Source organism: Gluconobacter roseus (assembly GCF_046058915.1).
Classification (GTDB): Bacteria; Pseudomonadota; Alphaproteobacteria; order Acetobacterales; family Acetobacteraceae; genus Gluconobacter; species Gluconobacter roseus_A.
On record NZ_CP175538.1, the window covers coordinates 334,449 to 359,353 of the forward strand.

Below are 24,905 nucleotides of genomic sequence, written 5' to 3' on the forward strand. Positions count from 1 at the left end.
CGGAAGACACGCGGCGTTCAGTCCTATTACATGGGGCTGAACGCCGAAAACATTGCAGCCCGCCTCCTTGAGGAGCGCGGGCTGACAATTCTCGCACAGAGACTGCGAACGCCTTATGGTGAACTCGATCTTCTGGCGGCAGATTCGGAATGGCTGATTGCCGTTGAGGTCAAGCAGAGACGCAGCCTGCGGGAAAGTGCGTCATGCCTGACGGTCAGACAGTCTCAGAGGCTGATGGAAGCCTTCAACTATATCCTGCTGACAAAACCGGAGTGGAACAGACCTAGCACCCGGTTTGATCTGATCGTCGTCGACCCGTCAGGTCAGGCGCGACGCATCCAGGATGCGCTGCGCCAGTTCTGAAGGATCAGGTCCGGCGAACGCGGGCGTGACGGTGAGCAGAAGCGACTGCAACGCGCGCATGAGCGACCGCATGCGGACGATAGGCGACGTTACGGACAACAGCGTGGGAGTTATTCCAGGCAAGAGCCGTGTGATGCGTCGTCGTGCGATGTGCAAGAGCGTGATGGAAGACAACACGGTGATAGACCGGCGTTGCGGTCAGTGCGTCGAAGGTCAGCTTGCTGGCTTCGTAATCGGTAATGGCCGGACGGGCATGAGCCTTGCCAGCTCCCATGCAGATACCGACACCCATGATCCCAAGAGCAATTCTGCCGACCCAGTTACGCGCCATTGACGTTCGTCCCATCCCGTTCTGATGGAACCAGCCTATGCGCTGAACTCGGGGTTCGACAACCCCTGTTGGGAAAGTTTCCGAAAAAATCAAGGTCCTGCCACTTTTCGCCGCTTCATGGCTGAAATGTGGCAGGAGCAATGCTTAAAAAACGCTGAATTCAGCGCCTTTCGTCATGACTGTGCCCGAATCAGGCGTTGGCCGTCGTGATGCCCTTGTCGGCCAGCAGAGTCTCAAGCTCGCCGCTCTGATACATGTCGGTCACGATATCGCAGCCGCCGACGAACTCGCCCTTGATGTAGAGCTGCGGCACGGTCGGCCACTGGGAGAAATCCTTGATGCCCTGACGCAGTTCGGCGCTCTCAAGGATGTTGCAGGTCTCGAACGGAACGCCGAGATGCGTGAGGATCTGCACCACGCGGGCGGAGAAGCCGCACTGCGGGAAGAGCTTGTCACCCTTCATGAACAGCATGACCGGATTGGCGTCGATCAGGTTCTGGATATGCTGGAACACGGTTTCGGACATTGGATTTTCCTTGTTTCGGCAGGGCGGGCGAAAGGCCCGCACCTGCTGTCTCAGTGCTCGTCTGGAAAAAAGGACGTCAGCCCCGGCTCTTAAGGGGTGAGCGTCTTGAGGGCCATCGCATGCAGTTCAGTGCCCATGCGGGTTCCGAAGGCATCATAGACCAGTTTGTGCTGCCGCACACGTGAAAGACCACGGAAGGCCTCACTCGTGACCGTGCAGGCGTAGTGATCCCCGTCCCCGGCGAGATCTTCGATCTCGATCCGGGCATCGGGAATGGCGGCAAGGATCGTGCGTTCGATTTCAGAAGCTGCCATCGGCATGAAAATCAGGCCCCCTCACCCATGAACCGCGGGAAGAATGCGGCATTGATCTCCCGGAGACGCTCGGCACTGACGCGGACAGTACCCGGAAGCTCCAGATCGGTGCCACCCGAACGTCCCAGGCGCATTGCCGGAACGTTGGCCTTCTCCGCCGCTGCGACAAGGGCTGCGCCATCGGAAGTTGCGATAACGTAGCAGCCCTGATCCTCACCGAACCAGAAAGCATGCGCTGCAACGTCCGCCGGAGCCGCCTCAAGCGTGCAGCCAACGCCGCTCGCCATCACCATTTCCGCCACCGTCACCAGCAGACCGCCATCGGCAATGTCATGACAGGCCGCCACTGCACCTGCGCCAATCTGGCTGCGCACGAAGTCACCGTTACGACGCTCGACCGCAAGATCGACCACCGGCGGTGCACCATCTTCACGCTGGCAGATTTCGCGCAGCCACAGCGACTGTCCGAGTTCGCCGCGAATGCCACCAACCAGCACAAGATCATGGGCATCCGGCATCGCAAGCCCGATGGACTTGGACGCATCCACCAGAACGCCAAGCGCACCGATCGCCGGTGTTGGCAGGATGGCCTGCGCTTCACCGGATGGGGAACGCGTCTCGTTATACAGCGAGACGTTGCCGCTCACGACCGGGAAGTCGAGCGCACGGCAGGCATCGCCCATGCCTTTGATGGCATCGGCAAACTGCGCCATGATTTCCGGACGTTCCGGATTGCCGAAGTTCAGGTTGTCCGTCACGGCCAGCGGGGTTGCGCCCGTTGCCGTGATGTTGCGCCATGCTTCGGCCACAGCCTGTGCTCCACCCGTCTTCGGATCAGCCTGACAGTAGCGCGGCGTGCAGTCCGTCGTCAGGGCAAGACCCAGACGCGTGCCTTCAACGCGCACGACAGCCGCATCGGCCGCACCCGGACGACGCGCCGTGTTGCCACCGACCGAGCCGTCATACTGGTTCCAGACCCAGGCGCGGGACGCCAGATCCGGGCAGCCGATCAGCGTTAGAAGCGCCTTCTCGATCCCTTCCGGGTCTGCCGGAGTCTCGATCCGCGCCGGTACCGTCAGAGGCACGGTCGGGCGGTTATAGACCGGCGCTTCATCTGCCAGCGGTGCCAGCGGAATATCGGCCTCGACCTCGCCCTTATGGCGGATCGTAATGCGGCCCGTATCGGTCAGTTCGCCGATGACAGCGAAATCCAGTTCCCACTTCGCGAAGATCGCACGGGCAACTTCGGTCCGCTCGGGCTTGAGGACCATGAGCATACGCTCCTGGCTCTCGGACAGCATCATTTCGTAAGCCGACATGTTCGGCTCGCGCTGCGGAACGGCATCAAGGTTAAGCTCAATGCCCACACCACCCTTGCCAGCCATTTCAACGGCAGAAGACGTCAGACCCGCGGCACCCATGTCCTGAATGGCCACGATCGCATCCGTTGCCATCAGTTCAAGGCAGGCCTCGATCAGCAGCTTCTCGATGAACGGATCGCCAACCTGAACGGTCGGACGCTTGGACGCGGCTTCCTCATCGAACTCGGCCGAAGACATGGTCGCGCCATGAATGCCATCACGTCCGGTCTTGGAGCCGACATACACGACCGGATTGCCCACACCAGCTGCAGCGGACAGGAAGATCTTGTCCTGCTTGGCCACACCCACAGTCATGGCGTTGACGAGCGGATTGCCGTCATACGCCTTGTGGAAGTTGACCTCGCCACCCACGGTCGGAACACCAACGCAGTTGCCATAGCCGCCAACGCCACGGACAACGCCATCGACGATGCGACGCGTTCCCGCATGTTTCGGATCGCCGAAACGCAGGGCATTGAGGTTTGCAACCGGACGCGCGCCCATCGTGAATACGTCACGCAGGATACCGCCTACGCCCGTCGCCGCACCCTGATAGGGCTCGATGAAGGACGGGTGGTTGTGGCTCTCCATCTTGAAGACGGCTGCCAGCCCCTCGCCGATATCCACGACGCCTGCGTTCTCGCCCGGTCCGTGGATGACCCACGGTGCCTTTGTCGGCAGCGTCTTGAGATGGATGCGGGACGATTTGTAGGAGCAGTGCTCGGACCACATGACGGAGAAAATCCCGAGCTCTGTAAAGCTCGGCGTCCGTCCCATGATCGTGACAAGCTTGTCGTATTCCTCGCCGGTCAGTCCGAAAGACTGGGCAAGCTGGGCATCAATCGTCACACTCATCCGACAAGAGCCTCCACAAGGCCTTTGAAAAGCGGCACGCCGTCGGTTGCGCCGATTTCGGGGTCAGTCAGGTTCTCCGGGTGCGGCATCAGGCCACAGACACGGCCGTTTTCGCTCAGGATACCGGCGATGGAGCGCGTGCTCCCGTTGGGGTTGGTAGCGCGGTCATCGTCCGAAACCGCGCCGTCCGCACCGCAATAGCGGAACGCCACTCGGCCCTCGCCTTCAAGGCGCTTCAGCGTCTCGGGTGAGGCCGTGTAGTTGCCGTCACCATGCGCGAGCGGTGCACGGAACACGTCGCCGCGCGTCCAGCCCTGCGTATAGGGCGAAGACGCATTCTCGACCTTCAGGTGGCAGTCCTGCGACAGAAAGCGCAGCCCGGCATTACGCAGAAGCGCACCCGGCAGCAGATGGGATTCCGTCAGGATCTGGAAGCCGTTGCAGACGCCAAGGACATGACCGCCCTTGCCCGCGAATGCCTTGACGTACCGCATGATCGGCGAATGGGCGGCCATGGCGCCACTGCGCAGATAGTCCCCGAAGCTGAAACCACCTGGCAGCACCACGAGGTCCAGATCCCCCACCGAGGTCTCCCCGTGCCAGATCAGACGCGGCGTCTGCCCCGTAACCAGCTTCAGGGCATGGACCATGTCGCGCTCCCGGTTCGTACCGGGAAATACGACGATACCTGCCTTCATTTCTGGCCCTCCGCGGGAGCGGATGCATGGCACGGATAGGTGTCATGCAGGGCACGATAGACGGCCTTGCCTGCCGGTTCCGTCAACGCATCGTTATGCGCATGCAGCCAGGCGACGACTAGGCCACGCACCTGCGGTGCGGTCTGCTGGGCCGGAACGCAGAATGCCACCGGAGCGGACTCATCATGCGCAAAGCTGTCGTACTTCTTGGCCCAGGCCTCCCCGTCCATCAGACCGGACAGATAGGCATCGCACATGCCGATGGACGACTTGCTGGAGCACATCTGCCCCAGCGCCTTGCCTGAAACCTTCGAGACACGCTGCGCGTGGGCCGGGGCTGTAACGAGAGCCGGCGCAGCGACAAGGCCGGCCAGCAGGAACATCGTGGAAAGACGGGTCATGCTGCCACCTCGACGCTAAAGTCTTCGATGACTTCATTGGCCAGCAGAGCGCGCGCCATGGCTTCACCCTGCGCCAGCGCATCGGCAGCGTTATCGGCCGGAACGTCAAGCTCGACGACGCGGTTGATGCGGACTTCACCCAGGCCCTTGAAGCCGAGGGTTTCGAGAGCATGGCCCACGGCCTTGCCCTGCGGATCGAGAACGCCGTCTTTTAGGGAAACAAAAACACGGATTTTCACTGAACTGCCTCCGGACCCTTGAGGTCACCATTCCCGGACTCGGGCAGGATCCCGAGACGCTTTGCCACTTCCTGATATGCTTCCTCGACGCGACCCATGTCACGGCGGAAGCGATCCTTGTCCATTTTCTCGTTCGTCTTGGAATCCCACAGACGACAGTTATCCGGCGAAATCTCATCCGCCAGAAGGATGCGCATCTCCTCGCCTTCCCAGATCCGCCCGAATTCCAGCTTGAAATCGACGAGCGTGATGCCGACAGCCGTGAACATGCCCATCAGGAAATCGTTCGTCCGGAGCGCCAGCTGGTTCATGTCGTCCATGTCCTGCGGCGCGGCCCAGTTGAAGGCGGCGATGTGCTCTTCGGAGACCATCGGATCGCCGAGCGCATCATTCTTGTAATAGTATTCGATGATCGTGCGCGGCAGACGCGTCCCCTCGGGGATGCCGAGCCGCTTGGCCAGAGAGCCCGCCGCCACGTTGCGTACCACGACTTCAAGCGGAATGATCTCCACTTCGCGGATGAGCTGCTCGCGCATGTTCAGCCGGCGGATGAAGTGGGTCGGGATGTTGATCTCGTGCAGCTTGAGCATCAGGTATTCGCTGATGCGGTTGTTCAGCACGCCCTTCCCGGTGATGATGCCGCTCTTCGCGCCGTTTCCGGCGGTGGCATCATCCTTGAAGTACTGAACGAGTGTGCCGGGTTCTGGGCCTTCAAAAAGAACCTTGGCTTTGCCCTCATAGAGCTGGCGGCGGCGAGCCATGAGCAATCCTTAGCGTTGCGCCGTCCTGACAGGAAATGCGGACGGCTGGAGCAGCGACGAATTGTGGTTCCATAGCATTGCGGAACCGGAACTGCGAGTGTGCGGGACGCAGGAAATCCACGTCCCGCAGACCTCTCAGTCAAAGATGCGGGCGAAGATGCGATCCACGGCGCGCAGATGCTGTGCCGGATCGAACGCCTGATCGAGAATGTCCTTGCTGACACGACCCGACACTTCCGGATCGGCCTCAAGGTTTTCGCGGAAGGTTTTGAAGCCCGGCTTGCCCAGCGTCGTCCATGTTTCCATGGCGTTGCGCTGCACGATACGATAGGCGTCCTCGCGAGAAATGCCCGCACGGGCCAGCGTCAGCAGCACTTCGCCGGAATGGACGACGCCACCCAGGCTCTCCATGTTCGCGATCATCTGCTCAGGGTAAACGACCAGCTTTTCCATCATTCCGGCCAGACGGATCAGCGCGAAATCCAGACCGATCGTCGCATCGGGGCAGATGTTGCGCTCGACGGCCGAGTGGCTGATGTCCCGCTCATGCCACAGCGCGACGTTTTCCAGCGCAGGGATGACATGCGAGCGGATCAGGCGCGCCAGACCCGTCAGGTTCTCCGACAGGACAGGGTTGCGCTTGTGCGGCATTGCCGAACTGCCCTTCTGTCCCTTGTGGAAAAACTCTTCCGCTTCCCGGACTTCCGAACGCTGCAAATGACGGACTTCGACGGCCAGACGCTCGATACCGCTGGCAATCACGCCGAGCGTGCAGAAGAACGCGGCATGACGGTCACGCGGAATGACCTGCGTGGACACGCTCTCGACAGCCAGACCCAGCTTGTCGGCCACATATTCTTCGATCTCCGGATCGATATGGGCATAGGTGCCGACAGCGCCGGAGATGGCGCAGACCGCGATTTCCTTGCGGGCCTGGATCAGACGGGCGCGGTTGCGGGCAAATTCGGCGTAGTGTCCAGCGATCTTCAGGCCAAAGCTGGTCGGCTCGGCATGGATGGCATGGCTGCGGCCGATCGTGACCGTGTTGCGGTGCTCGTAGGCACGGGCTTTCAGGGCGGCGAGAACGCGATCCAGATCTTCCAGCAGCAGATCGGCGGCCTGTGTCATCTGAACGGACAGACAGGTATCCAGCACGTCCGAAGACGTCATGCCCAGATGGACGAAACGGCTGTCGGGGCCGACCTTTTCCGCAAGCCAGGTCAGGAACGCGATGACGTCATGGCGCGTTTCGGCTTCGATCTCGTCAATGCGGGCCAGATCCGCATCGGAGAACGCAGCCATGGCGGCATCCCCCTTCTTGCGGATGGTCTTTGCTGATTCGGCGGGAATGTCACCCCGTTTCGCCATGGCTTCGCAGGCAAGGGCTTCGATCTCGAACCAGATGCGAAAACGGTTGGCGGGAGACCAGATGGCAGTCATCTGCGGACGGCTGTAACGGGGTACCATGGGAACTCCGGATGCGGGGTGGGTCTTTACGGAGGCTGCTTAGACCAAATACGAAGATATTGCACGGACCCCTTTTCGGAAGAATGACACCTTGGCCCCTGACTCTCTGCTTCATGCCCTGATCGCCCTCGGCCAGATCACCCTGATCGACATCACCCTCGCCGGCGACAATGCCGTCGTGATCGGGATGGCCGTCCGCAATCTCGAAGGGCGACAGCGCCGTCTGGCCATCCTGTTCGGAACGGGTTTTGCAGCCATCCTGCGTGTCGGCCTGGCCCTGCTGGCGACGACGCTCCTCTCCGTGGTGGGGCTGACCCTGGCTGGTGGTTTTCTGCTGCTGTGGGTCTGCTGGAAAATGTACCGCGAACTTCGTGTTGGCGAGCATCACGAGGACGTCGAACCCGCTCCGCCGCGCCTTGGCCCCGCCGTGCTCCGGATTGTGGTGGCCGATCTGTCCATGAGCCTTGATAATGTGCTGGCTGTTGCCGGTGCCGCAGTCGGGCATCCGTGGATTCTTGTTTCGGGGCTTGTGCTGTCGGTCCTGCTGATGGGGCTTGCGGCATCTGTTATCGCCAATCTTCTGGCCCGTTACAGCTGGATCGCATGGATCGGCCTGCTGGTGGTTCTGGGGGTCGCAATCGAACTTATCATCCGCGGTGGCGGAGAGGTCTGGCATCATGTTCTTCCGACATAAGAAAGCCTTCCTGACCGGCCTGACGGCGCTTCTTGCGGCATCGTCTGTCCTCGCCGCTACACCGTCAGTCCCGTCTGCCCCACCAGTAAAGGAGCGGCTGGCGGAATGGCTGGTCCTTGTCGGGCCAGGCGGTACGGGCCTTCCGGCACAGCGCTATGCAGACTTTCTGAAACAGACGCCCCAGTGGCCGCAGAGAGCCCGGATGCTGTGGCGGTACCAGAACGCGCTGTCCCGGGCATCCGATCCGCAGATCCTGAACACGCTCTGTCCGTTATATCCCCTCACGCTGCCCACAGCGTTCAGTACCTGCATGGACCATCTGCCGGACGCCGCCTCCACTGCGCGCCGTCTCTGGCTGTCGGGCAATGCCCTGACCGCTGCGGAAGAACAGGCTCTGCTCCAGCGTTTCGGTCAGGTTTTCACGGATGCTGATCAGTGGACCCGCTATGAAGCGCTGGAACTGCGGGGGCAATTCTCTGCCGCCTCCCGCCAGATTGAGCGTCTGTCTGCGGATCAGCAGCCTCTGGCCCAGGCACGTCTGGCCGAACGTCTGGCTTCACCCGATGCAGATTCCCGATTTGCGTCCCTGCCCGCGGATATGCAATCCGATCCAACCCTAATTCGCTATCGCCTGCGTGCTCTCCGCCGCGGCGACAGGCTGGATGAAGCACTCGCCCTGTGGAACACGCAGGGTGTCTCCCTCCAGCAGGCCAGCCCCTCCCATGACTGGTCATCCGAACGCATCAGTCTCGCCCGGGCCCTGCTGTTGGCCGGGCGTCCGAAAGAAGCTGCGGATCTCGCAGACGACACTACCATGGCTCCCGACACAACGGACCGTCAGGAAGCCGCGTTGCTCAGCGGGATCATCGCCCTGAGGGAGCTGCAGGCCCCGGCCCGCGCCCAGAAATTCTTCGAGCCTCTCCAGAACGCAACTTCGCTTCAGATGCAGGCCCGCGGTTATTACTGGACAGGCCGGGCCCTGCAGGCTGCCAGCCGACAGCAACAGGCTGAAGCCGCTTTTCGCAAGGCTGCCGCGTTTCCCACAACCTTCCCCGGACAGCTCGCTCTTGCAGCCATAACCGGGGACAACGGGATTCTGACAAGCGGGCAGTCGTCCCCGGCCTTTGACAATGCACTGCTTCAGGCCCTTCAGTCCCTTCCCGCCCCGCAGGCCGGAACACTCAATCGCCCGGACCTGCTTGAGGCGGCCACTGATCTTGTTCAGGCGGGGGATCCCGATCATGCCCGGGATTTCCTCATGATGCTGGAAGTGGTCAATCCGTCGCCCGAAGGTCAGAAAGCCGTCGCAGATGCAGCTGCCGGCCTCGGGGTGGCAGCGCCGGAAGTGTTTGCGTCCTATGCCTTGGCCCGCAAGGGGATTGCCCTTTATCCGCAGGGCTTTCCCGATCCTTACCCTTCCGCTTCGACCGTTCCGGATGGCCTCCTGCCCGCCATCATCCGGCAGGAAAGCGGTTTTGATCCGGATGCGCTCAGCGGGGCGCATGCGGTCGGACTGTTACAGCTTCTGCCGGCTGCAGCGAAGGATGTGGTGCGCAAGGCGCATATGGGGCCAATCAACGTATCCGCAGCGGCTCTGACTGATCCCCAGACGAACCTGAAGGTGGGCAATGCCTATGTCTCGCAGCTTTTGCAGCGTTTCGGGAACGTGATCCCCTATGCGCTGGCAGCGTATAATGCCGGTCCGCACAGGGTGGACCTTTGGCTGAAAGCTGACCCGCCGTCAGATCCGCTCTCCGAAGACGGTCTGCTCGACTGGATCGAGCGTCTGCCCTATCGCGAGACACGTCTTTACATCGAAAATATCGAGGCAGGCATGATGATCTACCGCGTCAGGAATACCCGTGCCGGATAACGGGATCCGCACACTTGCCGAGCAGGTTCTGGATCATCTGCGTCCGTCCGGCCGCAGACTGGTGACCGTAGAAAGCTGCACGGGCGGATTGATCAGCGCAGCCCTGAGCGACATTCCGGGCTCATCCGACGTATTGGAAGGTGGTTTCGTGACCTACTCCAATGCATTGAAAATGAGTGCAGTCGATGTTCCCGAGGGCATTCTGGCACAGTATGGAGCTGTCAGTGTCCAGACTGCCGAGGCGATGGCGACAGGCGCGCTGGTGCATGCAATGGGTGCGGATATCGCCGTGTCAGTGACAGGCATAGCGGGCCCGGGTGGCGGGACCGATCTCAAGCCAGTTGGAACCGTGTGCTTCGGACTGGCGCTCCGCTCAGGCCCGGTCATAACGGCGCAATGCCATTTCACGGGTGATCGCAGCAGCATTCGCACGCAGTCCGTCCAGCAGGCTCTCCGGATGGTTCTGAACGCCTGACACAAAAAAACGGCTTCCGAAGAGACGGAAGCCGTATTCGTAAAAGCCCGGACAGACCTGAAGTCTGTCTGATGCTTCAGTTGCCCTGCGTCGGAGCCGGCATCGTGGATGCAGGAGGAGCCGGCGGAGCAGCCTGGAGGCTCGGTGCGGTCGGAACGGCCGTCGGAGCTGCTGGGGGAACGGCGGCGGTCGGTGCCATCGGGGAAACCGGCGTCTGGGCCTGCTGCAGCGAACGGGCGTTCAGGGCGTCCGTTGCGGACTCGCCGTCGGTCTTGTGCTGCTGACCCATCTTGTCGTGATGCTTGCCGTGGTGGTGATGGTGCTCAGCCGCGATGGCGGAAGAAGCAGCTGCAACCAGAGCGGTCAGGGCGAAAGCGCCTAAAGAAATCTTTTTCATGACGTAATCCTTTTCATATCACCATGACGGTGCTTGAGACCTGAAACGGTTCACGCACCGGATGGTTCTTGAAACACTACGAAATTTTACGTCCTTTGGGAAAGGCCCGGTGTCGAAGGGGAACTCTTTGCGCCCTGCGTTCCGTAAATGTCCCGTGCCCGTTTGATGAAAGCGGAGACCATCAGGCGCACGCCTTCATTGAACACGACGCCCATCGCGTTCTGCAGAAGCCGTGAGCGGAATTCGAAATCCACGAAGAAATCGACCAGACAGCCCCGTGGATCGGGCGTAAACGTCCAGACATTGTTCAGATAACGGAAAGGGCCCTTCTCATAGCGCACGCGGATGCGCGATGGCCGTTCCAGCGTTACGCGGCTGGTGAAGGTTTCACGAAACGGACCAAATCCGATCGTCAGATCCGCCACCAGTTCCTGCTCCGTCTGGGTGCGGATGTTGGCCTTCACGCACCAAGGCAGGAACTGCGGATACTTCTCCACATCCGCCACGAGATCAAAAAGCTGGTCCGGCGTGTAGGCGATCAACCGTTGCTCGGCATGTGTCGGCATCAGAGACTTTCTTTCAAACGGCTGTTCCGCGCAGCCTGAAGCTTCGCGAAGTCGCTGTCCGCATGGTAGGAGGACCTGGTCAGCGGACTGGCACTGACCTGAAGAAATCCTTTTGAACGGGCAGCAGCAGCATAGCCGTCAAACTCTTCGGGCGTAACAAACTTTTCGACAGCGGCATGCTTCGCGGAAGGCTGGAGATACTGCCCCAGAGTCAGGAAATCGACGTCCGCGATCCTGAAATCATCCATGACCTGAGACACCTCCATCCGCTCCTCGCCAAGCCCAAGCATCAGGCCAGACTTGGTGAAAATGGAAGGATCCAGTTTCTTTACCCCGTCCAGAAGACGGACCGACTGGTAGTAACGCGCACCGGGTCGAATGGTGGGGTAAAGGCGGGGTACGGTCTCGATATTGTGATTGAAAACGTCCGGCCGAGCCGCCACCACGACCTCCAGAGCACCCTCCTTGCGAAGAAAATCAGGCGTCAGGATCTCGATCGTGGTCTGCGGAGAGGTCTCGCGGATCGCCTGGATGACCCGTGCGAAATGCTCCGCCCCCCATCTTCCAGATCATCGCGGTCTACGGAGGTGATGACGACATGCCTGAGACCCAGCTTCGCCACGGCCTCTCCGACACGCCGCGGCTCATCCGCATCAAGATGCTTCGGCAGACCGGTCGTGACGTTGCAGAACGCGCAGGCCCGGGTGCAGATCTCGCCCATGATCATCATCGTGGCATGACGCTGCGACCAGCATTCCCCGATATTGGGACATGCCGCTTCCTCGCAGACCGTCACCAGCCCCGCATCCCGCATGAGCGCACGGGTCTCGTGATAGACGGGATGGTTCGGCGCCTTGACCCGGATCCAGGACGGTTTGCGCTGGATCGGGTTGTCAGGCCGGTGCGCCTTCTCCGGATGCCGGACAGGTGCCTCGCGATGATCGATGGTGATGCGCTGGGACATGGTACTCAGATATGGAGCGGGCCGTCGAAGGCCGCCAGGGTTGCCTCGTGCATGGTCTCGGAAATGGTCGGGTGCGGGAAGACCGTTTCGATCAGCTCCGCTTCCGTCAGTTCACCCGTGCGGGTGATGACATAGCCCTGGATCATTTCCGTCACCTCGGCACCGATCATGTGGGCGCCCAGAAGCTCTCCGGTTGTTGCATCAAACACGGTCTTGACCATGCCATCCGTCTCACCCATCGCAACGGCCTTGCCGTTGGCAATGAACGGGAAGCGGCCGACCTTGACCTTGTGACCGGCGGCAATGGCTTTTTCTTCGCTAAGTCCCACAGAGGCGATCTGCGGACGCGAATAGGTGCAGCCCGGAATATTCAGCGGATGAAGCGGCTGTGGCGAACGGCCTGCAATCTTCTCAACACACAGAATACCCTCATGGCTCGCCTTGTGGGCCAGCCACGGAGCGCCCGCGACGTCGCCGATGGCATAGATGCCCGGTTCGCCGGTGCGGCAGAAGCCGTCCGTCACGATATGGGTCCGTTCGACCTGGACCTTGGTGCCCTCAAGCCCCAGATCCTCGACATTGCCGACGATACCGACCGCGCAGATCACGCGATCCACCGTCAGATCGATCTTGCCCGTCGGGCTCTCGATCGTCGTGGAGACTTCGTTCTCACCCTTGTTCAGCGGCCCGACCTTCGCGCTGGTGATGATCTTCATCCCCTGCTTCTCGAAAGCCTTGCGGGCAGCGGCACTGATTTCCGGATCTTCGGCGATCAGGATTCGGTCCGCGACTTCGGCAATTGTGACCTCACTGCCCATGTTCCGGTAGAAGGACGCAAACTCGATCCCGATGGCGCCCGAACCGATGACGAGGAGCCGCTTGGGCAGTTCCTTCGGCGTCATGGCCTCGCGTGCACCCCAGATCAGGGTACCATCCGTTTCCAGACCCGGAAGCTGACGACCGCGCGCACCCGTTGCAAGAATGACATGCGGCGCCTTGATGGTGGCAACCGTGGCGCCATCCTTGGTGATGGCGACCTGATGCGCCTCGCCTGAGCGACCGGCCAGCTTTGCACGACCGTCAAACGTCGTAACCTTGGCCTTCTTCAGCAGATGCGCGATGCCGCCGCCCATCCGGCGTGCAATGCTACGCGACCGGCCAACGATTTTGGACAGGTCAAAGGAGATGTTGTCGGCAGAAAGGCCGAATGTCCCCAGTTCATGCAGCAGATGGTGGATTTCCGAAGACCGCAGCAGTGCCTTGGTCGGAATGCAGCCCCAGTTGAGGCAGACACCGCCAAAATGCGTGCTTTCCACGATTGCCACGCTCATGCCGAGCTGGCTGGCGCGAAGGGCCGCCACATAACCGCCGGGGCCGCCGCCAACAACAATCAGATCGAAAGTATCGGACATGGTTCAGACCACCAGAGTGTAAGGGTTCTGCACGATATCGCGCAACGCATTCAGCCATTCAGCGCCAAGGGCACCATCGACCGCACGATGATCGACCGACAGCGTCGCCGTCATCACGGTGGCAACCGCGATTTCCGAACCGCGCACAACGGCTCGCTTTTCGCCGGATGCAATCGCCAGGATACCGGCCTGCGGCGGATTGATGATCGCCGCGAATTCGCGCACGCCGAACATGCCCATGTTGGAAATGGAGAACGTCCCGCCCTGGAATTCCTCGGGCTTGAGCTTTCCGGCCCGTGCACGCTTGGCCAGATCCTTGGCTTCCACGCTGATTTCCCGCAGGGATTTGCGATCGGCATTGCGGATGATCGGCGTGATCAGCCCATCCGGGACTGACACGGCCATCGAGATGTCCACGTTCTCGAAATGCAGCGTCTCGGCATCCGTGAACTGGACGTTCACGCCCGGCACCTTTTTCAGAGCCAGAGCGACGGCCTTGATCATCATGTCATTGACGGAGATCTTGAAGCTGTTTTCCTGCGCCGTGGCGTTCAGCTTCGAGCGCAGTTCCAGCAGCGCATCCAGCTCGATATCGACCGAGACATAGAAATGCGGAACCTGCGTCTTGGACTCCGTCAGACGACGCGCGATCACCTTGCGCATCGTCGAATTCGGAACGCGGCGGACCGTTTCTTCCGAAGTCGTGACGGGAGCGGCCGCAGGAGCCGTTTTCGGGGCTGCCTTGGGGGCGTTCGGACCTTTTTCAACATCACGCTTGAGAATACGGCCATTCGGGCCGCTTCCCGTCAGCGCGCCCAAGGCAATGCCCCGCTCACGCGCCATGCGCTTGGCCAGCGGGGAGACGAAAATCCGCTCGCCCTTGTCCTCGGCCGGAGCCTTCGACGTCGCGGAAGCAGGTTTCGCCTCCGCAGGCGCCGCTTCGGCCTTTGGAGCCGCGGCACTCTGCGTGGAAGAGGCTTCGGGAACGGCCTCGCCCTCTTCTACCAATACGGCGATCGGCGTGTTGACCGGAATGCCTTCGGCGCTTTCCTGAATCAGGATGCGGCCAAGGATGCCCTCGTCCACGGCTTCCACTTCCATGGTCGCCTTGTCGGTCTCAATTTCGGCGATCACGTCGCCAGCGGAGACGGTGTCGCCCTCGGCTTTGAGCCAGCGGGCCAGTTTGCCCTCGGTCATGGTCGGCGACAGCGCCGGCATCAGGATATCGGTAGCCATCGTTGTCAGTCCCGCAGCTGCTTGCGAACGGCATCCACAACCCATTCAGGTTTCGGAAGCGCCAGTTTTTCGAGATTGGCCGCATAGGGCATCGGCAGGTCGAGCCCGCAGACACGTGCCGGCGGAGCATCGAGCCAGTCAAAGGCCTGCTCGACGGCCACGGTGCAGATTTCCGCACCAATACCTGCCACCGGCCAGCCTTCCTCAACGGAGACGATCCGGTTCGTCTTCTTCACGCTGCGCACGATCGTCTCGGTATCCAGCGGACGGATCGAGCGCAGGTTGATGACCTCGGCCGAGATGCCTTCATCCGCCAGGATCGCCGCGGCTTCCAGAGCCACGCCAACCATGATGGAGAACGCCACCAGCGTCACATCCGTCCCTTCCCGCTCGATCTTCGCACGACCGATCGGCAGGATGAAATCCTCATCCACCGGGCACGGGAATTTCTGGCCGTACAGGATCTCGTTTTCCAGCACGATGACCGGGTTCGGATCACGGATGGCTGCGCGCAGCAGCCCCTTCGCATCCGCGGCTGACCAGGGAGCGACGACCTTGAGGCCCGGAATATGCGCGTACCAGCTCGCGAAACACTGTGAATGTTGCGCGCCCACGCGGGCCGCTGCACCATTGGGTCCACGGAACACGATGGGGCAGCCTATCTGACCGCCGGACATGTACAGCGTCTTGGCAGCTGAATTGATGATGTGATCGACAGCCTGAAGCGAGAAGTTCATGGTCATGAACTCGACGATCGGCTTCAGCCCCGTCAGGGCCGCACCAACGGCCATGCCCGTAAAGCCATGCTCGGTGATCGGCGTGTCGATGACGCGCTTTTCGCCAAACTCGTCCAGCAGACCCTGGCTGATTTTGTAGGCGCCCTGATACTGCGCCACTTCCTCACCAATCAGGAACACGTCCTCGTCACGACGAAGCTCGGCCGCCATGGCATCACGCAGGGCCTGACGCACGGTGATCTCGCTGGTTTCGCCCCAGTCGCGATCATCCTCTGCCTGCGCCACTTCAGGCGCTTCGGTGATGGCCGGATCGGACGGCGTCTCGATGGCGACAGGCGCGCCGACTGCCGGATCGGAAGACCGCACGACATCGTCAGCTGCAGAGGCATCCTCGCCTTCCGCCAGAAGCACGGCGATCGGCGTATTGACCGCAATGTTCTGCGTGCCCTCATCCACCAGCGTCTTGCCGATCACGCCTTCGTCCACGGCTTCGACTTCCATCGTCGCCTTGTCGGTCTCGATTTCGGCAATCACGTCACCGGCCGCAACGGTGTCACCGGCCTTCTTGACCCAGCGGGCCAGCGTCCCTTCGGTCATGGTCGGCGAGAGAGCCGGCATCAGAATCAGAGATGCCATGGATCAGGCCTCCACCAGAATATCGGTCCAGAGTTCGGACACGTCCGGCTCCGGGCTTGTCTGCGCAAATTCGGTCGCGTCCGCCACGATGGCCTTCACGTCCGTCTCGATGTCCTTGAAGACACTCTCTTCGATGCCGCTGCGCAGCATTTCGGCCTTCAGCGTTTCGATCGGATCACGCGTGCGGCGCATTTCTTCGACTTCCGCGCGCTGGCGATACTTCGCCGGATCGGACATGGAGTGCCCGCGATAGCGATAGGTTTCCATCTCAAGCAGGAACGGTCCCTTGCCCGAGCGGCAGTATTCCATGGCTTCCTGCGCAGCTTCATGCACGGCAAAAATGTCCATGCCGTCCACTTTGCGACTGGCAATCCCCCAGGGTTCGCCATTGCGGGACAGATCCTTGGAGGCCGAAGCGCGCTCGATGGACGTACCCATGCCGTAGCGGTTGTTCTCGATCACATAGATGCAGGGCAGCTTGTGCAGGGCGGCGAGATTGAAGCTCTCATAAACCTGCCCCTGTGCCGATGCGCCCTCGCCGAAATACACGATCGAGACCTCGTCCGTGCCGCGATACTTGTTCGCAAACGCCAGACCCGTACCGAGGGCTACCTGCGCACCGACGATACCATGGCCGCCATAGAACTCCTTTTCACGGGAGAACATGTGCATGGAACCGCCCTTGCCGTGCGAATATCCACCGGAGCGGCCCGTCAGTTCTGCCATGACACCACGCGGCGTCATGCCCGCCACGAGCATATGCCCATGATCACGATAGGACGTGATGGACTTGTCGCCCTGCTTCATGTTGAGGCCGATCCCGACCACAACGGCTTCCTGCCCGATATACAGATGGCAGAAGCCGCCGATCAGACCCATGCCGTAAAGCTGTCCGGCCTTTTCCTCAAAACGCCGGACAAGAAGCATGTCCCTGTAAGCGCGCTTCATGGTCTCCGGCGAAAGGGCCGGACCGTTGCTCCGGCCTGAAGCGGACGGTGTTTCGTCCATGACGGTCTCCTGATGGAAATGCACAAAATCCTGCATGCTCTTAACGGCAGAACCCGCCAAAAGCCAGACCGTGTCTCCGCCTTTGCGGAAAGCATCGACCTGCCGGATGTGCCGTGGAAAAACGGCTCAGACCGCCCCGAGAGGCGGCCTGAAATCAAACGAAACCAAGCAGGCGGCGTGCGGCGACGCCCGGATCGGGCTCGCGCAGCAGGCTCTCGCCCACCAGAACCGCGCTCGCTCCAACTGCTCCGACCTTCATCATGTCGTCCTGCGTCCGGATGCCGCTTTCGGACACGACCAGACTATCGGGCGGTACCAGCGGTGCCAGATCGATCGTTGTCTGGATGTCGGTCTTCAGCGTGCGCAGGTTGCGGTTGTTGATGCCGATCAGGAACGTATCCAGAGCGAGCGCCCGGTTCAGTTCGGCCTCATCATGGACTTCCAGCAGGACATCCATGTCCAGTCCGCGCGCAATCGCGATCAGCTCGGCAGCCTGCGTCTCCGTCAGGACGGCCATGATCAGCAGAATGCAGTCTGCCCCGATCAGGCGGCTCTCATGCACCTGCCAGGGGTCCAGAATGAAGTCCTTGCGCAGGATTGGCAGACTGCATGCTTCGCGCACGGCCCGGATGTCATCCGTGCTGCCATGGAAACAGGAGCCCTCTGTCAGGACGGACAGGCAGGTTGCCCCGGCCGCCTGATATTCCTGTGCAATCTCGACCGGATTGTAGTCCGGACGCAGGATGCCCGCAGACGGAGACGCTTTCTTGATTTCGGCAATCAGTCCGACCTGACGATCGGCCGTGAGATGCTGCAGCGCCTGACCGAAACCCCGTGTCGGGACCGTAACTTCCCGCGCGCGCGCTGTGATCTCCTTAAGCGACATGATCTGCGAGCGCTGCTCGATGTCCACCCGTGTCCGGGCGCAGATCCGCGCTAGAACGTCACTGCGGTCAGCCGCGGTTTCCGCTTCGGGGTCCTTGATGGGAGGAGTCGTCGTTTCCGGAACTTCCGGATCCGGGAACTGTTCTGTTCCCTCAGGCGAATAGGTCATCGCCGGTCGATGGTCCATGAATGTCATGATCGTCCTGCGTCTGTGGAAGCTATGGAGGGAGCTGATATGCGCGCGCGTTCGAGCGCGGCACGGGCAAGGCCCCGGTCGATGGAGTTTGCTGCCAGTCCTACATTGCGACGGAAAGCCGGCGCGTCAATTGCACCGCCCTTCACGATATCACCGCGTCCTGCCACATGCAGGGCCGCGGCAGCATTGAGAAGCACCGTATCCCGATAGGCACCGTCGGCACCATCGAGCAGGGAAACCAGTGCTGAAGCGTTTGTCCGGGCATCTCCACCCCGGATGGCTGAGATGGGCGCGGCCTGGAGCCCAGCCATCTCCGGTTCGATCCCGAATGAAAAGAGAGCGTCGTTTTGCCAGGCCGAAACCTGAGACGGGCCAGCCAGCGTGAGTTCATCGCTGCCGCCTTCTTCGGTCGAACCATGCACGACCCAGACCGAAAGGCTGCCCAGTGCGCCGAGCGCTCGGGCCACGGGTTCGCACCAGCGACCATCAAACACGCCGATCAGCTGGTGGCGCACCTGTGCCGGATTGCACAGCGGGCCAAGCAGGTTGAACAAAGTGCGGAATCCCAGTGCTTTCCGCACAGTAGCAGCATGTCGCATCGCCGGATGATGCTGGGGGGCGGCCAGAAAGACCAGACCGTCCTCCCGCAGCCGCCTGCCCTGCAATTCCAGATCATCCGTGGGCGGAATGCCAAGAACTTCCAGCACGTCCGTGGCCCCTGTGGCTGAGGACAGGGCGCGGTTGCCATGCTTGGCGACCGGCACACCAAGCCCTGCCAGCACGAAAGCCACGGCGGTCGAGACATTGAGCGTTTTCAGCTCGTCTCCCCCCGTCCCGCATACGTCGATTGCGCCTTCAGGCACATCGGGCAGAGCCGTCATGTGGTGACGGACAGCCTGAACGGCTCCGGTCAGTTCAGCGAAAGTCTCGCCCCGGAGTTTCAGCGCTGTCAGGAAAGCGGAGAGATGAACCGGGTCAACTTCTCCCGCCATGATGGCATGGAAAGCACCTTCCGCCTCATGACTGTCGAGGGGTTGCCCCGAGGCCGCCTTATGCAGAAGGCCTGTGAAATCCACACTCACTGTCATGCAGCCTGCGACGTAAGAACCGGAATTCCTGCGATCTTCAGAAAATTGGCCAGCAGATCCCGGCCCGCAACGGATGCAATGCTCTCGGGATGGAACTGGACGCCATGCACGGGATAATCACGATGGCGCACGCCCATGATGACGCCATCTTCCGTGCGGGCATTGACCACAAGTGTTTCGGGAATGCTGTCGGGTGCCAGCGTCAGGCTGTGATAGCGCACCACATCCACCGGATCCGGCAGTCCGGCAAAGACGCCCGTCCCGTCATGATGCACCGCACTGATCTTGCCATGCATCGGCACAGGCGCGCGTACGACATCTGCCCCGAAGACCTGCCCGATCGCCTGATGGCCAAGACACACACCGAATACCGGCACCTTCCCCGCAGCCGCACGGATCAGATCACAGCAGATCCCGGCCTCGGCCGGAGCACCAGGGCCTGGCGAGATCACGATTGCTGACGGATTGAGCGCCAGAGCCTCGTCGACACTCAGCGCGTCATTGCGCCGCACATCACATTCAACCCCAAGCGCACCCAGATGGTGGACGATGTTGAAGGTGAAGCTGTCGTAATTGTCGATGAGAAGGATCATGACAACAGAATGACGCCCGTGTCTGTTTTCGTCAAATACATCACGCTTCGGGGGCTCCGTCAGGCTTTTGCAGCCGTGGCGACGGCGATTTCTGCCGCGCGGAACAGCGCACGGGCCTTTGCCTGCGTCTCGCGGAACTCGGCGTTCGGATCGCTGTCCGCCACGACGCCACAGCCGGCCTGCACATACATGTTCCCGTCTTTGAGAACGGCCATGCGCAGCCCGATGCAGGTATCCATTTCCCCGTCCGCCCCGAAATACCCGACGCAGCCGGAATATGGTCCGCGTCGCGTCGGTTCCAGTTCGTCGATGATCTCCATGGCGCGGATCTTGGGGGCGCCCGTCAGGGTCCCGGCCGGGAAAGCTGCGACAAGCGCATCCATTGCCGTCTTGCCGTCCTTGATACGGCCGGTCACGGTTGAGGAAATATGCATGACGTGGCTGTAGCGCTCGACGACGAACTTCTCCGGAACTTCGACGGTCCCGAGCCTTGAAACACGCCCCACATCGTTGCGTCCCAGATCGATCAGCATCAGATGCTCGGCAAGTTCCTTGCGGTCGGCGAGAAGCTCTTTTTCAAGTGCCAGATCCTCGTCGCGGTCTGCTCCGCGTGGGCGTGTGCCCGCCAGCGGTCGCACCGTGACTTCGCCGTCGCGCAAACGCACGAGGATTTCCGGCGAGGACCCGACCAGAGCGTAGTCCTCAAGCTCCATCACAAACAGGAACGGCGCCGGATTGACGCGACGCAGGCTGCGATAGAGCGAAAGCGGCGATAACGGGAATGGCGTCGCGAAGCGCTGGCTCGGCACGATCTGGAAGGCGTCGCCCGCGGCGATATAGTCCTGCGCCTTGCGGACGTGATCCTCGAACTGCTGCTGCGTCATGTTCGAGACCGGTGGCGTCAGTTCCGTGCCGGCCGGCAGCATTTCGCGCGTATCCCCCAGCGGGGCGGCAAGAGCGGCGCGTGCCTGATCCAGAAGCGCGTGGGCCTCAGCATCTGTCGTATGACCACGCACTGGCACGGCCAGCGTGAGTTCGTCCCGCACGGAATCGAAGACGGCGAACAGGCGCGGACGGATCATGATGCCTTCCGGCAGTTCCAGATCGTTGACCGGCGCGTTCGGCAGGCGCTCCATCTGGCGCACCATGTCATAACCCAGCACGCCGAACACGCCGCCGATCATCGGCGGCATCCCGGCCGGAAGCTCCATCTGGCTCTCATCCACGATGGTCTTCAGGGTCTCGAGCGGCACGCCGTCGACGGGCTTTCCGTCCAGCGTGACCTTCCCGTCCCGGCACTTCCAGACCAGATCCGGCAGAAGCGCGATTACGGAATAACGCCCGCGGGCCGCACCGCCCTCGACGCTTTCGAACAGCAGCCGGTACGGATCGTCCGAGAGTTTCGAAAGTCTGAGAAAGGCCGAGACTGGCGTGAGAAGATCGGCGGCCTCGATGCTGTAGACAATACCCATTACTGCGCCCCGTTTCCTGCTGCCGGCGCGGCCGCAGTTACGACCTGATTATAGAGCGCCATGTTGATGTGCGACGGCGGAACCGCCTTTTCCATGGCCGCGTTCAGGGCGACCGGGATGTCGGAACGCATGGACTGGACATATTCGCCCGAAAGCTGCCCGCCGAGGGTCTTCATATCCTCAGCCGAGGCTGGCTTGTCTGCCGTTACGTTGACCAGCCAGAATGCGTCCGGCGTTTCGAACATGCCGCTCGTGCCCGGCTTGAGGCCGAAGACGCCGCGCAAGACGTTCTGCGGCAGGCTCTGATCCGGATGAACCCGCGAGACGGTGACGTCCTGACGCAGGGCTGACGCTTCGGGCTGTCCGTCGAGAGCCTTGCGCAGCGTTGCAGCCTTAGCGGCGTTGAACAGTACAGTGGCGCGCAGATCAGCGGCATGGTGCTTCTGCTCTGCCGTCCAGGCCTGCACAACCTGATCGCGCACGCTGTCGAACGGCTTGAGCGAACCTGGGTGCACTTCATCGACGAGCAGCGAAAATGCCGTGCCGTTCGGGCCGTTGACGACGGTTGGCTGGGCACCCTTGGCCTGCGTGAAGATCTGATGGACGATCGCCTGACGCAGTGCGGCGTCACCGGGGATCGGCGCGGGCAGGCCGTCCTGCGTCATGCCGTTGGAATCCAGCGTGCCAGCAGCCGGGATGGCGCCGAGATCGCTCGGGATCTGCTCCAGCGTCGAGGAGCCGGCGACGGCATCCTGAAACTGCTTCTGGCGGGCCTGAAGGGCTTCCCCGGCTTCCTGGTTCTGGACCTGCGTTTTCAGATCATTCTTTGCCTGCTCGAACGTGGTCTTGTGAGGCGCGATGACAGCAGAGATGTTGAAGACGACCCAGCCCATGCCGGTCTTTTCCGGACCGGAAATCCGGTCAGCCGGAGCGGCGAACGCGACCTTGGCGAGCTCGGGGTTCGGGATGTCGCTCTGACGGACGGATGGCAGCGAGACAGCGGCGGCCTCGGGGAACTTCTTCTGGATATCATCCCAGGATATTCCGCTCTTCCAGGCGTTTGCGGCGGCCTCGGCTTTTGCCTGATCCGTGAAGGTCAGGACCTGAAGCGTCCGCGTCTCGGGAACGTCATAGGTTCGTGCCTGGAAATCGTAGAGACGGTGCAGGACGTCGTCGGGAACCTCGATCGTCTTTGCAACGCTTTCTGGCGTCATGACGACCATTTTTGCATGCCGGTATTCCGTCGTGCGGAACATTTGCGGGTGGTTGTCATAGAAGCGGTGCAACTGGTCATCCGTCGGTGCTGCCGGGACGGTCCCGCTGGCGAACAGGATCTGCACCAGATCGAACACGCGCTGGCTGGCGTCGAAAGACAGCATCCGCTCCGTCAGGGACGATGGCGCGACAACGGACTGTCCCATGCCCTGCAGAAGGCCGCGGGAGGCAATATCCTCGCGGATGGCCTGAAGCAGCTTGCCTTCGGAGAGCCCGATCCGGGCCAGACGGTCATTGAAGACGCTGCGGTCGAATTTTCCGGCGGCATTATGGAAAGCCGGAATGGCGAAGATTTCCTGCCGGACCAGTTCGTCAGGCACCACCATGCCGGCACGTGCGGCCGCAAGCTGGGTCTCGTTCTGGATCACGAGATTTTGAAGCGTCTGGCGGGCGACCTGTTCGACCTCGCCTTTCGGCAGCTTAGACGGATCGGCGAGACCGATCTGTTTGGCGACGACCGGGAGCTGGGCCGAGAGCGCGCGGCTGAAATCATCCGGCGTGATGCTGCGCTCACCCACGCGCACCACTTCGTTGGAGCTTGCCGTCCCCATGTTGGAATACACGTCCCCGACGCCCCAGCCGATGAAGGCCAGAAAGATCAGCAGCGCGGCGGCACGGCCGGCCCAGGAGTTAACGAAGAGGTGGCGGAGCGTGGTAATCATAGGGTCAAGGCAGATCCGGATGACGGGATGGTGCGGGCGCGGAAGGCCCGCTAGAACTTGCGGCACCATAATGTCGTGAGAACGGCTTGACCAGAAGCAGACCGGAACGAGATCTGTCGTTGAGTGTTCTGTTGGTTCGGAGCCTGCGATACCGCAGCCATTTCGCAGTCCGTCCCCGGGACGATGCAAGGAGGAAAAGTGCCCCCATTACCCAGGCTTGTCGTAGGGAACTGGAAGATGCACGGCCTGCGCGAGCAGTCCACAAGATTGGCCCGTGCCGTCGCTGAAGGCGCGCAGTCCCTTCCCGATGATGTCCGGCTCGTCCTGTGCCCTCCCTTTACGCAGCTCTCCAGTGTTCACGGCATCATCAGTGCTGCGGGGCCTGAAACGCCTGTCTGCCTCGGGGCGCAGGACTGTCACATGACGTCCTCCGGCGCTCATACCGGAGACATCTCGGCCGAAATGCTGGCTGATCTGGGCGTGCGCTATGTCATTCTCGGCCATTCCGAACGGCGTCAGGCCCATGGTGAGACCGACGCGCTGATTCGCCAGAAGGTCGAGGCGGCCGAGGCTGCGGGTCTTGTTCCCATCGTATGCATTGGCGAGACAATGCAGGAGCGGCTTGAAGGGCGGACGACCACTGTTCTGGCCACGCAGGTCGAGGGTTCCCTAACGGATGGCTTCAGCGGTGTGCTGGCTTACGAGCCCGTCTGGGCCATCGGAAGTGGCACTGTTCCGCCGATTGACGAGCTTGAACGGACCCTCTCTTTGCTGCATGGACTGTTGCAGTCCCGTCTCAAGACGGATGACATTCGTGTCCCGATCCTGTATGGCGGCTCCGTAACACCGGCTCAGGCGCCGACCATCTTTTCCATCGGGTCGCTCGGAGGGGTGCTGGTCGGCAGTGCCAGTCTGGAAGCAGAGCGCTTCCTGCGCATCGCCGAAGCAGCGTCTTTCCGCCTGACGTCCCAACCATTGTCCGGACCCTATCGTTCATGACCACTCTTCTGCTTGCTCTCAACCTGCTGGTCACACTGGCGCTGATCGGGGTGATCCTCATCCAGCGCAGCGAAGGCGGCGGCCTCGGCATTGGCAGCGGCCAGGGCATGGGCTCCTTCATGAGCGGCCGCGGGACGGCAACGCTGTTGACGCGTGCCACGTCCGTCCTCGCCGGTATCTTCATGCTGCTGTGCCTGGTGCTGGCCGTCATGAACCGTGGCGCCTCTTCCGGCGTCGGCTCGCATGACATTCTGGCCGAGCCGCCTGCCGCCACCCAGACGACCACCACCACAACCCCGGCCGCACCTGCCGCTCCGGCTCCCGCACCCGCTCACTGATCGGGGCTGAAAATCCCCGTTCAAACTTTTTAACGGGGATCTTTTCAACAGACGCGTCTCTTCGCTTCCCCTGCCCCATGTCG

The 24,905-nt window shown here is 61.6% G+C and carries 26 protein-coding genes and 1 pseudogene; 6 read left to right on the plus strand and 21 right to left on the minus strand.

Annotation, left to right across the window (positions count from 1 at the left end; all coding sequences use genetic code 11):
• Positions 1-30 precede the first annotated feature (30 nt).
• Positions 31-363: a YraN family protein gene (locus ACJ2A4_RS01590; protein WP_408874069.1), complete on the plus strand. Its 333-nt coding sequence runs from the start codon at positions 31-33 to the stop codon at positions 361-363.
• 4 nt (positions 364-367) lie between these two features.
• Here the strand turns inward: ACJ2A4_RS01590 and ACJ2A4_RS01595 are convergent, their stop codons facing one another.
• From ACJ2A4_RS01595 to purB, 9 genes are all read right to left on the minus strand, one after another.
• Entirely contained in the window at positions 368-709 is a 342-nt protein-coding gene (locus ACJ2A4_RS01595) for a hypothetical protein (protein WP_244926371.1), read from the minus strand.
• A 175-nt stretch (positions 710-884) separates the two neighbouring features.
• Positions 885-1,220: a Grx4 family monothiol glutaredoxin gene (gene grxD / locus ACJ2A4_RS01600; RefSeq protein ID WP_062510429.1), complete on the minus strand. Its 336-nt coding sequence runs from the start codon at positions 1,218-1,220 to the stop codon at positions 885-887.
• Positions 1,221-1,309: 89 nt separating this feature from the next.
• Entirely contained in the window at positions 1,310-1,540 is a 231-nt protein-coding gene (locus tag ACJ2A4_RS01605) for a BolA/IbaG family iron-sulfur metabolism protein (protein WP_011253808.1), read from the minus strand.
• 5 nt (positions 1,541-1,545) lie between these two features.
• Complete coding sequence (gene purL / locus ACJ2A4_RS01610; protein WP_408873344.1) at positions 1,546-3,750, minus strand: phosphoribosylformylglycinamidine synthase subunit PurL; 2,205 nt, start codon at positions 3,748-3,750, stop codon at positions 1,546-1,548.
• A complete protein-coding gene (gene purQ / locus ACJ2A4_RS01615) occupies positions 3,747-4,448 on the minus strand; it encodes a phosphoribosylformylglycinamidine synthase subunit PurQ (RefSeq protein ID WP_408873345.1) in 702 nt (233 codons plus the stop codon). Before purQ ends, purL begins: the two co-directional genes overlap by 4 nt.
• Entirely contained in the window at positions 4,445-4,849 is a 405-nt protein-coding gene (locus ACJ2A4_RS01620; RefSeq protein ID WP_408873346.1) for a Rap1a/Tai family immunity protein, read from the minus strand. Before ACJ2A4_RS01620 ends, purQ begins: the two co-directional genes overlap by 4 nt.
• Positions 4,846-5,088, minus strand: coding sequence for a phosphoribosylformylglycinamidine synthase subunit PurS (gene purS, locus ACJ2A4_RS01625; RefSeq protein WP_194259993.1), 243 nt, complete (start codon positions 5,086-5,088; stop codon positions 4,846-4,848). The genes ACJ2A4_RS01620 and purS overlap by 4 nt, the downstream gene beginning before the upstream one ends.
• Positions 5,085-5,849: a phosphoribosylaminoimidazolesuccinocarboxamide synthase gene (purC, locus tag ACJ2A4_RS01630; RefSeq protein ID WP_062497937.1), complete on the minus strand. Its 765-nt coding sequence runs from the start codon at positions 5,847-5,849 to the stop codon at positions 5,085-5,087. The genes purS and purC overlap by 4 nt, the downstream gene beginning before the upstream one ends.
• Positions 5,850-5,984: 135 nt before the next feature.
• Positions 5,985-7,316 (minus strand): adenylosuccinate lyase, encoded by a 1,332-nt coding sequence (purB, locus tag ACJ2A4_RS01635; protein ID WP_408873347.1) that lies wholly within the window; start codon positions 7,314-7,316, stop codon positions 5,985-5,987.
• Positions 7,317-7,407: 91 nt separating this feature from the next.
• Here purB and ACJ2A4_RS01640 point away from each other — a divergent pair, with 91 nt between their 5' ends.
• Genes ACJ2A4_RS01640 through ACJ2A4_RS01650 form a run of 3 tightly spaced genes read left to right on the plus strand, consistent with a single transcriptional unit; the run spans position 7,408 to position 10,358 of the window.
• Positions 7,408-8,010, plus strand: a complete 603-nt coding sequence (locus tag ACJ2A4_RS01640; RefSeq protein ID WP_062510436.1) for a YjbE family putative metal transport protein — start codon at positions 7,408-7,410, stop codon at positions 8,008-8,010.
• Positions 7,994-9,883, plus strand: coding sequence for a lytic transglycosylase domain-containing protein (locus ACJ2A4_RS01645; protein WP_408873348.1), 1,890 nt, complete (start codon positions 7,994-7,996; stop codon positions 9,881-9,883). The genes ACJ2A4_RS01640 and ACJ2A4_RS01645 overlap by 17 nt, the downstream gene beginning before the upstream one ends.
• Positions 9,873-10,358 carry a CinA family protein gene (locus ACJ2A4_RS01650; RefSeq protein WP_408873349.1) on the plus strand — a complete coding sequence of 162 codons (486 nt, stop codon included), beginning with the start codon at positions 9,873-9,875 and terminating at the stop codon, positions 10,356-10,358. The genes ACJ2A4_RS01645 and ACJ2A4_RS01650 overlap by 11 nt, the downstream gene beginning before the upstream one ends.
• A 76-nt stretch (positions 10,359-10,434) precedes the next feature.
• Here ACJ2A4_RS01650 and ACJ2A4_RS01655 read toward each other — a convergent pair whose 3' ends face one another.
• From ACJ2A4_RS01655 to ACJ2A4_RS01710, 12 genes and pseudogenes are all read right to left on the minus strand, one after another.
• A complete protein-coding gene (locus ACJ2A4_RS01655; RefSeq protein ID WP_408873350.1) occupies positions 10,435-10,755 on the minus strand; it encodes a hypothetical protein in 321 nt (106 codons plus the stop codon).
• A gap of 86 nt (positions 10,756-10,841) precedes the next feature.
• Positions 10,842-11,321: a type II toxin-antitoxin system RatA family toxin gene (locus tag ACJ2A4_RS01660; protein ID WP_408873351.1), complete on the minus strand. Its 480-nt coding sequence runs from the start codon at positions 11,319-11,321 to the stop codon at positions 10,842-10,844.
• Positions 11,321-12,285, minus strand: a pseudogene (gene lipA / locus ACJ2A4_RS01665) (lipoyl synthase). Before lipA ends, ACJ2A4_RS01660 begins: the two are co-directional and overlap by 1 nt.
• Before the next feature lie 5 nt (positions 12,286-12,290).
• Complete coding sequence (lpdA, locus tag ACJ2A4_RS01670; RefSeq protein WP_408873352.1) at positions 12,291-13,697, minus strand: dihydrolipoyl dehydrogenase; 1,407 nt, start codon at positions 13,695-13,697, stop codon at positions 12,291-12,293.
• A 3-nt stretch (positions 13,698-13,700) separates the two neighbouring features.
• A complete protein-coding gene (locus tag ACJ2A4_RS01675; RefSeq protein ID WP_408873353.1) occupies positions 13,701-14,933 on the minus strand; it encodes a pyruvate dehydrogenase complex dihydrolipoamide acetyltransferase in 1,233 nt (410 codons plus the stop codon).
• 5 nt (positions 14,934-14,938) lie between these two features.
• The gene (locus ACJ2A4_RS01680; protein WP_408873354.1) at positions 14,939-16,306 is read right to left on the minus strand and encodes a pyruvate dehydrogenase complex E1 component subunit beta; all 1,368 of its coding nucleotides are present in this window, start codon (positions 16,304-16,306) and stop codon (positions 14,939-14,941) included.
• 3 nt (positions 16,307-16,309) lie between these two features.
• On the minus strand, positions 16,310-17,314 hold the full coding sequence (pdhA, locus tag ACJ2A4_RS01685; protein WP_408873355.1) for a pyruvate dehydrogenase (acetyl-transferring) E1 component subunit alpha: 1,005 nt from the start codon (positions 17,312-17,314) through the stop codon (positions 16,310-16,312).
• Between the two features lie 154 nt (positions 17,315-17,468).
• Entirely contained in the window at positions 17,469-18,395 is a 927-nt protein-coding gene (trpC, locus tag ACJ2A4_RS01690) for an indole-3-glycerol phosphate synthase TrpC (RefSeq protein WP_408873356.1), read from the minus strand.
• Positions 18,392-19,483, minus strand: a complete 1,092-nt coding sequence (gene trpD, locus ACJ2A4_RS01695; RefSeq protein WP_408873357.1) for an anthranilate phosphoribosyltransferase — start codon at positions 19,481-19,483, stop codon at positions 18,392-18,394. The genes trpC and trpD overlap by 4 nt, the downstream gene beginning before the upstream one ends.
• On the minus strand, positions 19,480-20,076 hold the full coding sequence (locus ACJ2A4_RS01700; protein ID WP_408873358.1) for an anthranilate synthase component II: 597 nt from the start codon (positions 20,074-20,076) through the stop codon (positions 19,480-19,482). The genes trpD and ACJ2A4_RS01700 overlap by 4 nt, the downstream gene beginning before the upstream one ends.
• Before the next feature lie 59 nt (positions 20,077-20,135).
• A complete protein-coding gene (gene trpE, locus ACJ2A4_RS01705; protein ID WP_408873359.1) occupies positions 20,136-21,548 on the minus strand; it encodes an anthranilate synthase component I in 1,413 nt (470 codons plus the stop codon).
• Complete coding sequence (locus ACJ2A4_RS01710) at positions 21,548-23,485, minus strand: peptidyl-prolyl cis-trans isomerase (protein WP_408873360.1); 1,938 nt, start codon at positions 23,483-23,485, stop codon at positions 21,548-21,550. The genes trpE and ACJ2A4_RS01710 overlap by 1 nt, the downstream gene beginning before the upstream one ends.
• A 183-nt stretch (positions 23,486-23,668) precedes the next feature.
• Between ACJ2A4_RS01710 and tpiA the strand changes: the two genes are divergently transcribed.
• Positions 23,669-24,484 carry a triose-phosphate isomerase gene (gene tpiA / locus ACJ2A4_RS01715; RefSeq protein WP_408873361.1) on the plus strand — a complete coding sequence of 272 codons (816 nt, stop codon included), beginning with the start codon at positions 23,669-23,671 and terminating at the stop codon, positions 24,482-24,484.
• Positions 24,481-24,822 carry a preprotein translocase subunit SecG gene (secG, locus tag ACJ2A4_RS01720; protein WP_011253786.1) on the plus strand — a complete coding sequence of 114 codons (342 nt, stop codon included), beginning with the start codon at positions 24,481-24,483 and terminating at the stop codon, positions 24,820-24,822. Before tpiA ends, secG begins: the two co-directional genes overlap by 4 nt.
• The last annotated feature ends 83 nt before the right edge of the window (positions 24,823-24,905 follow it).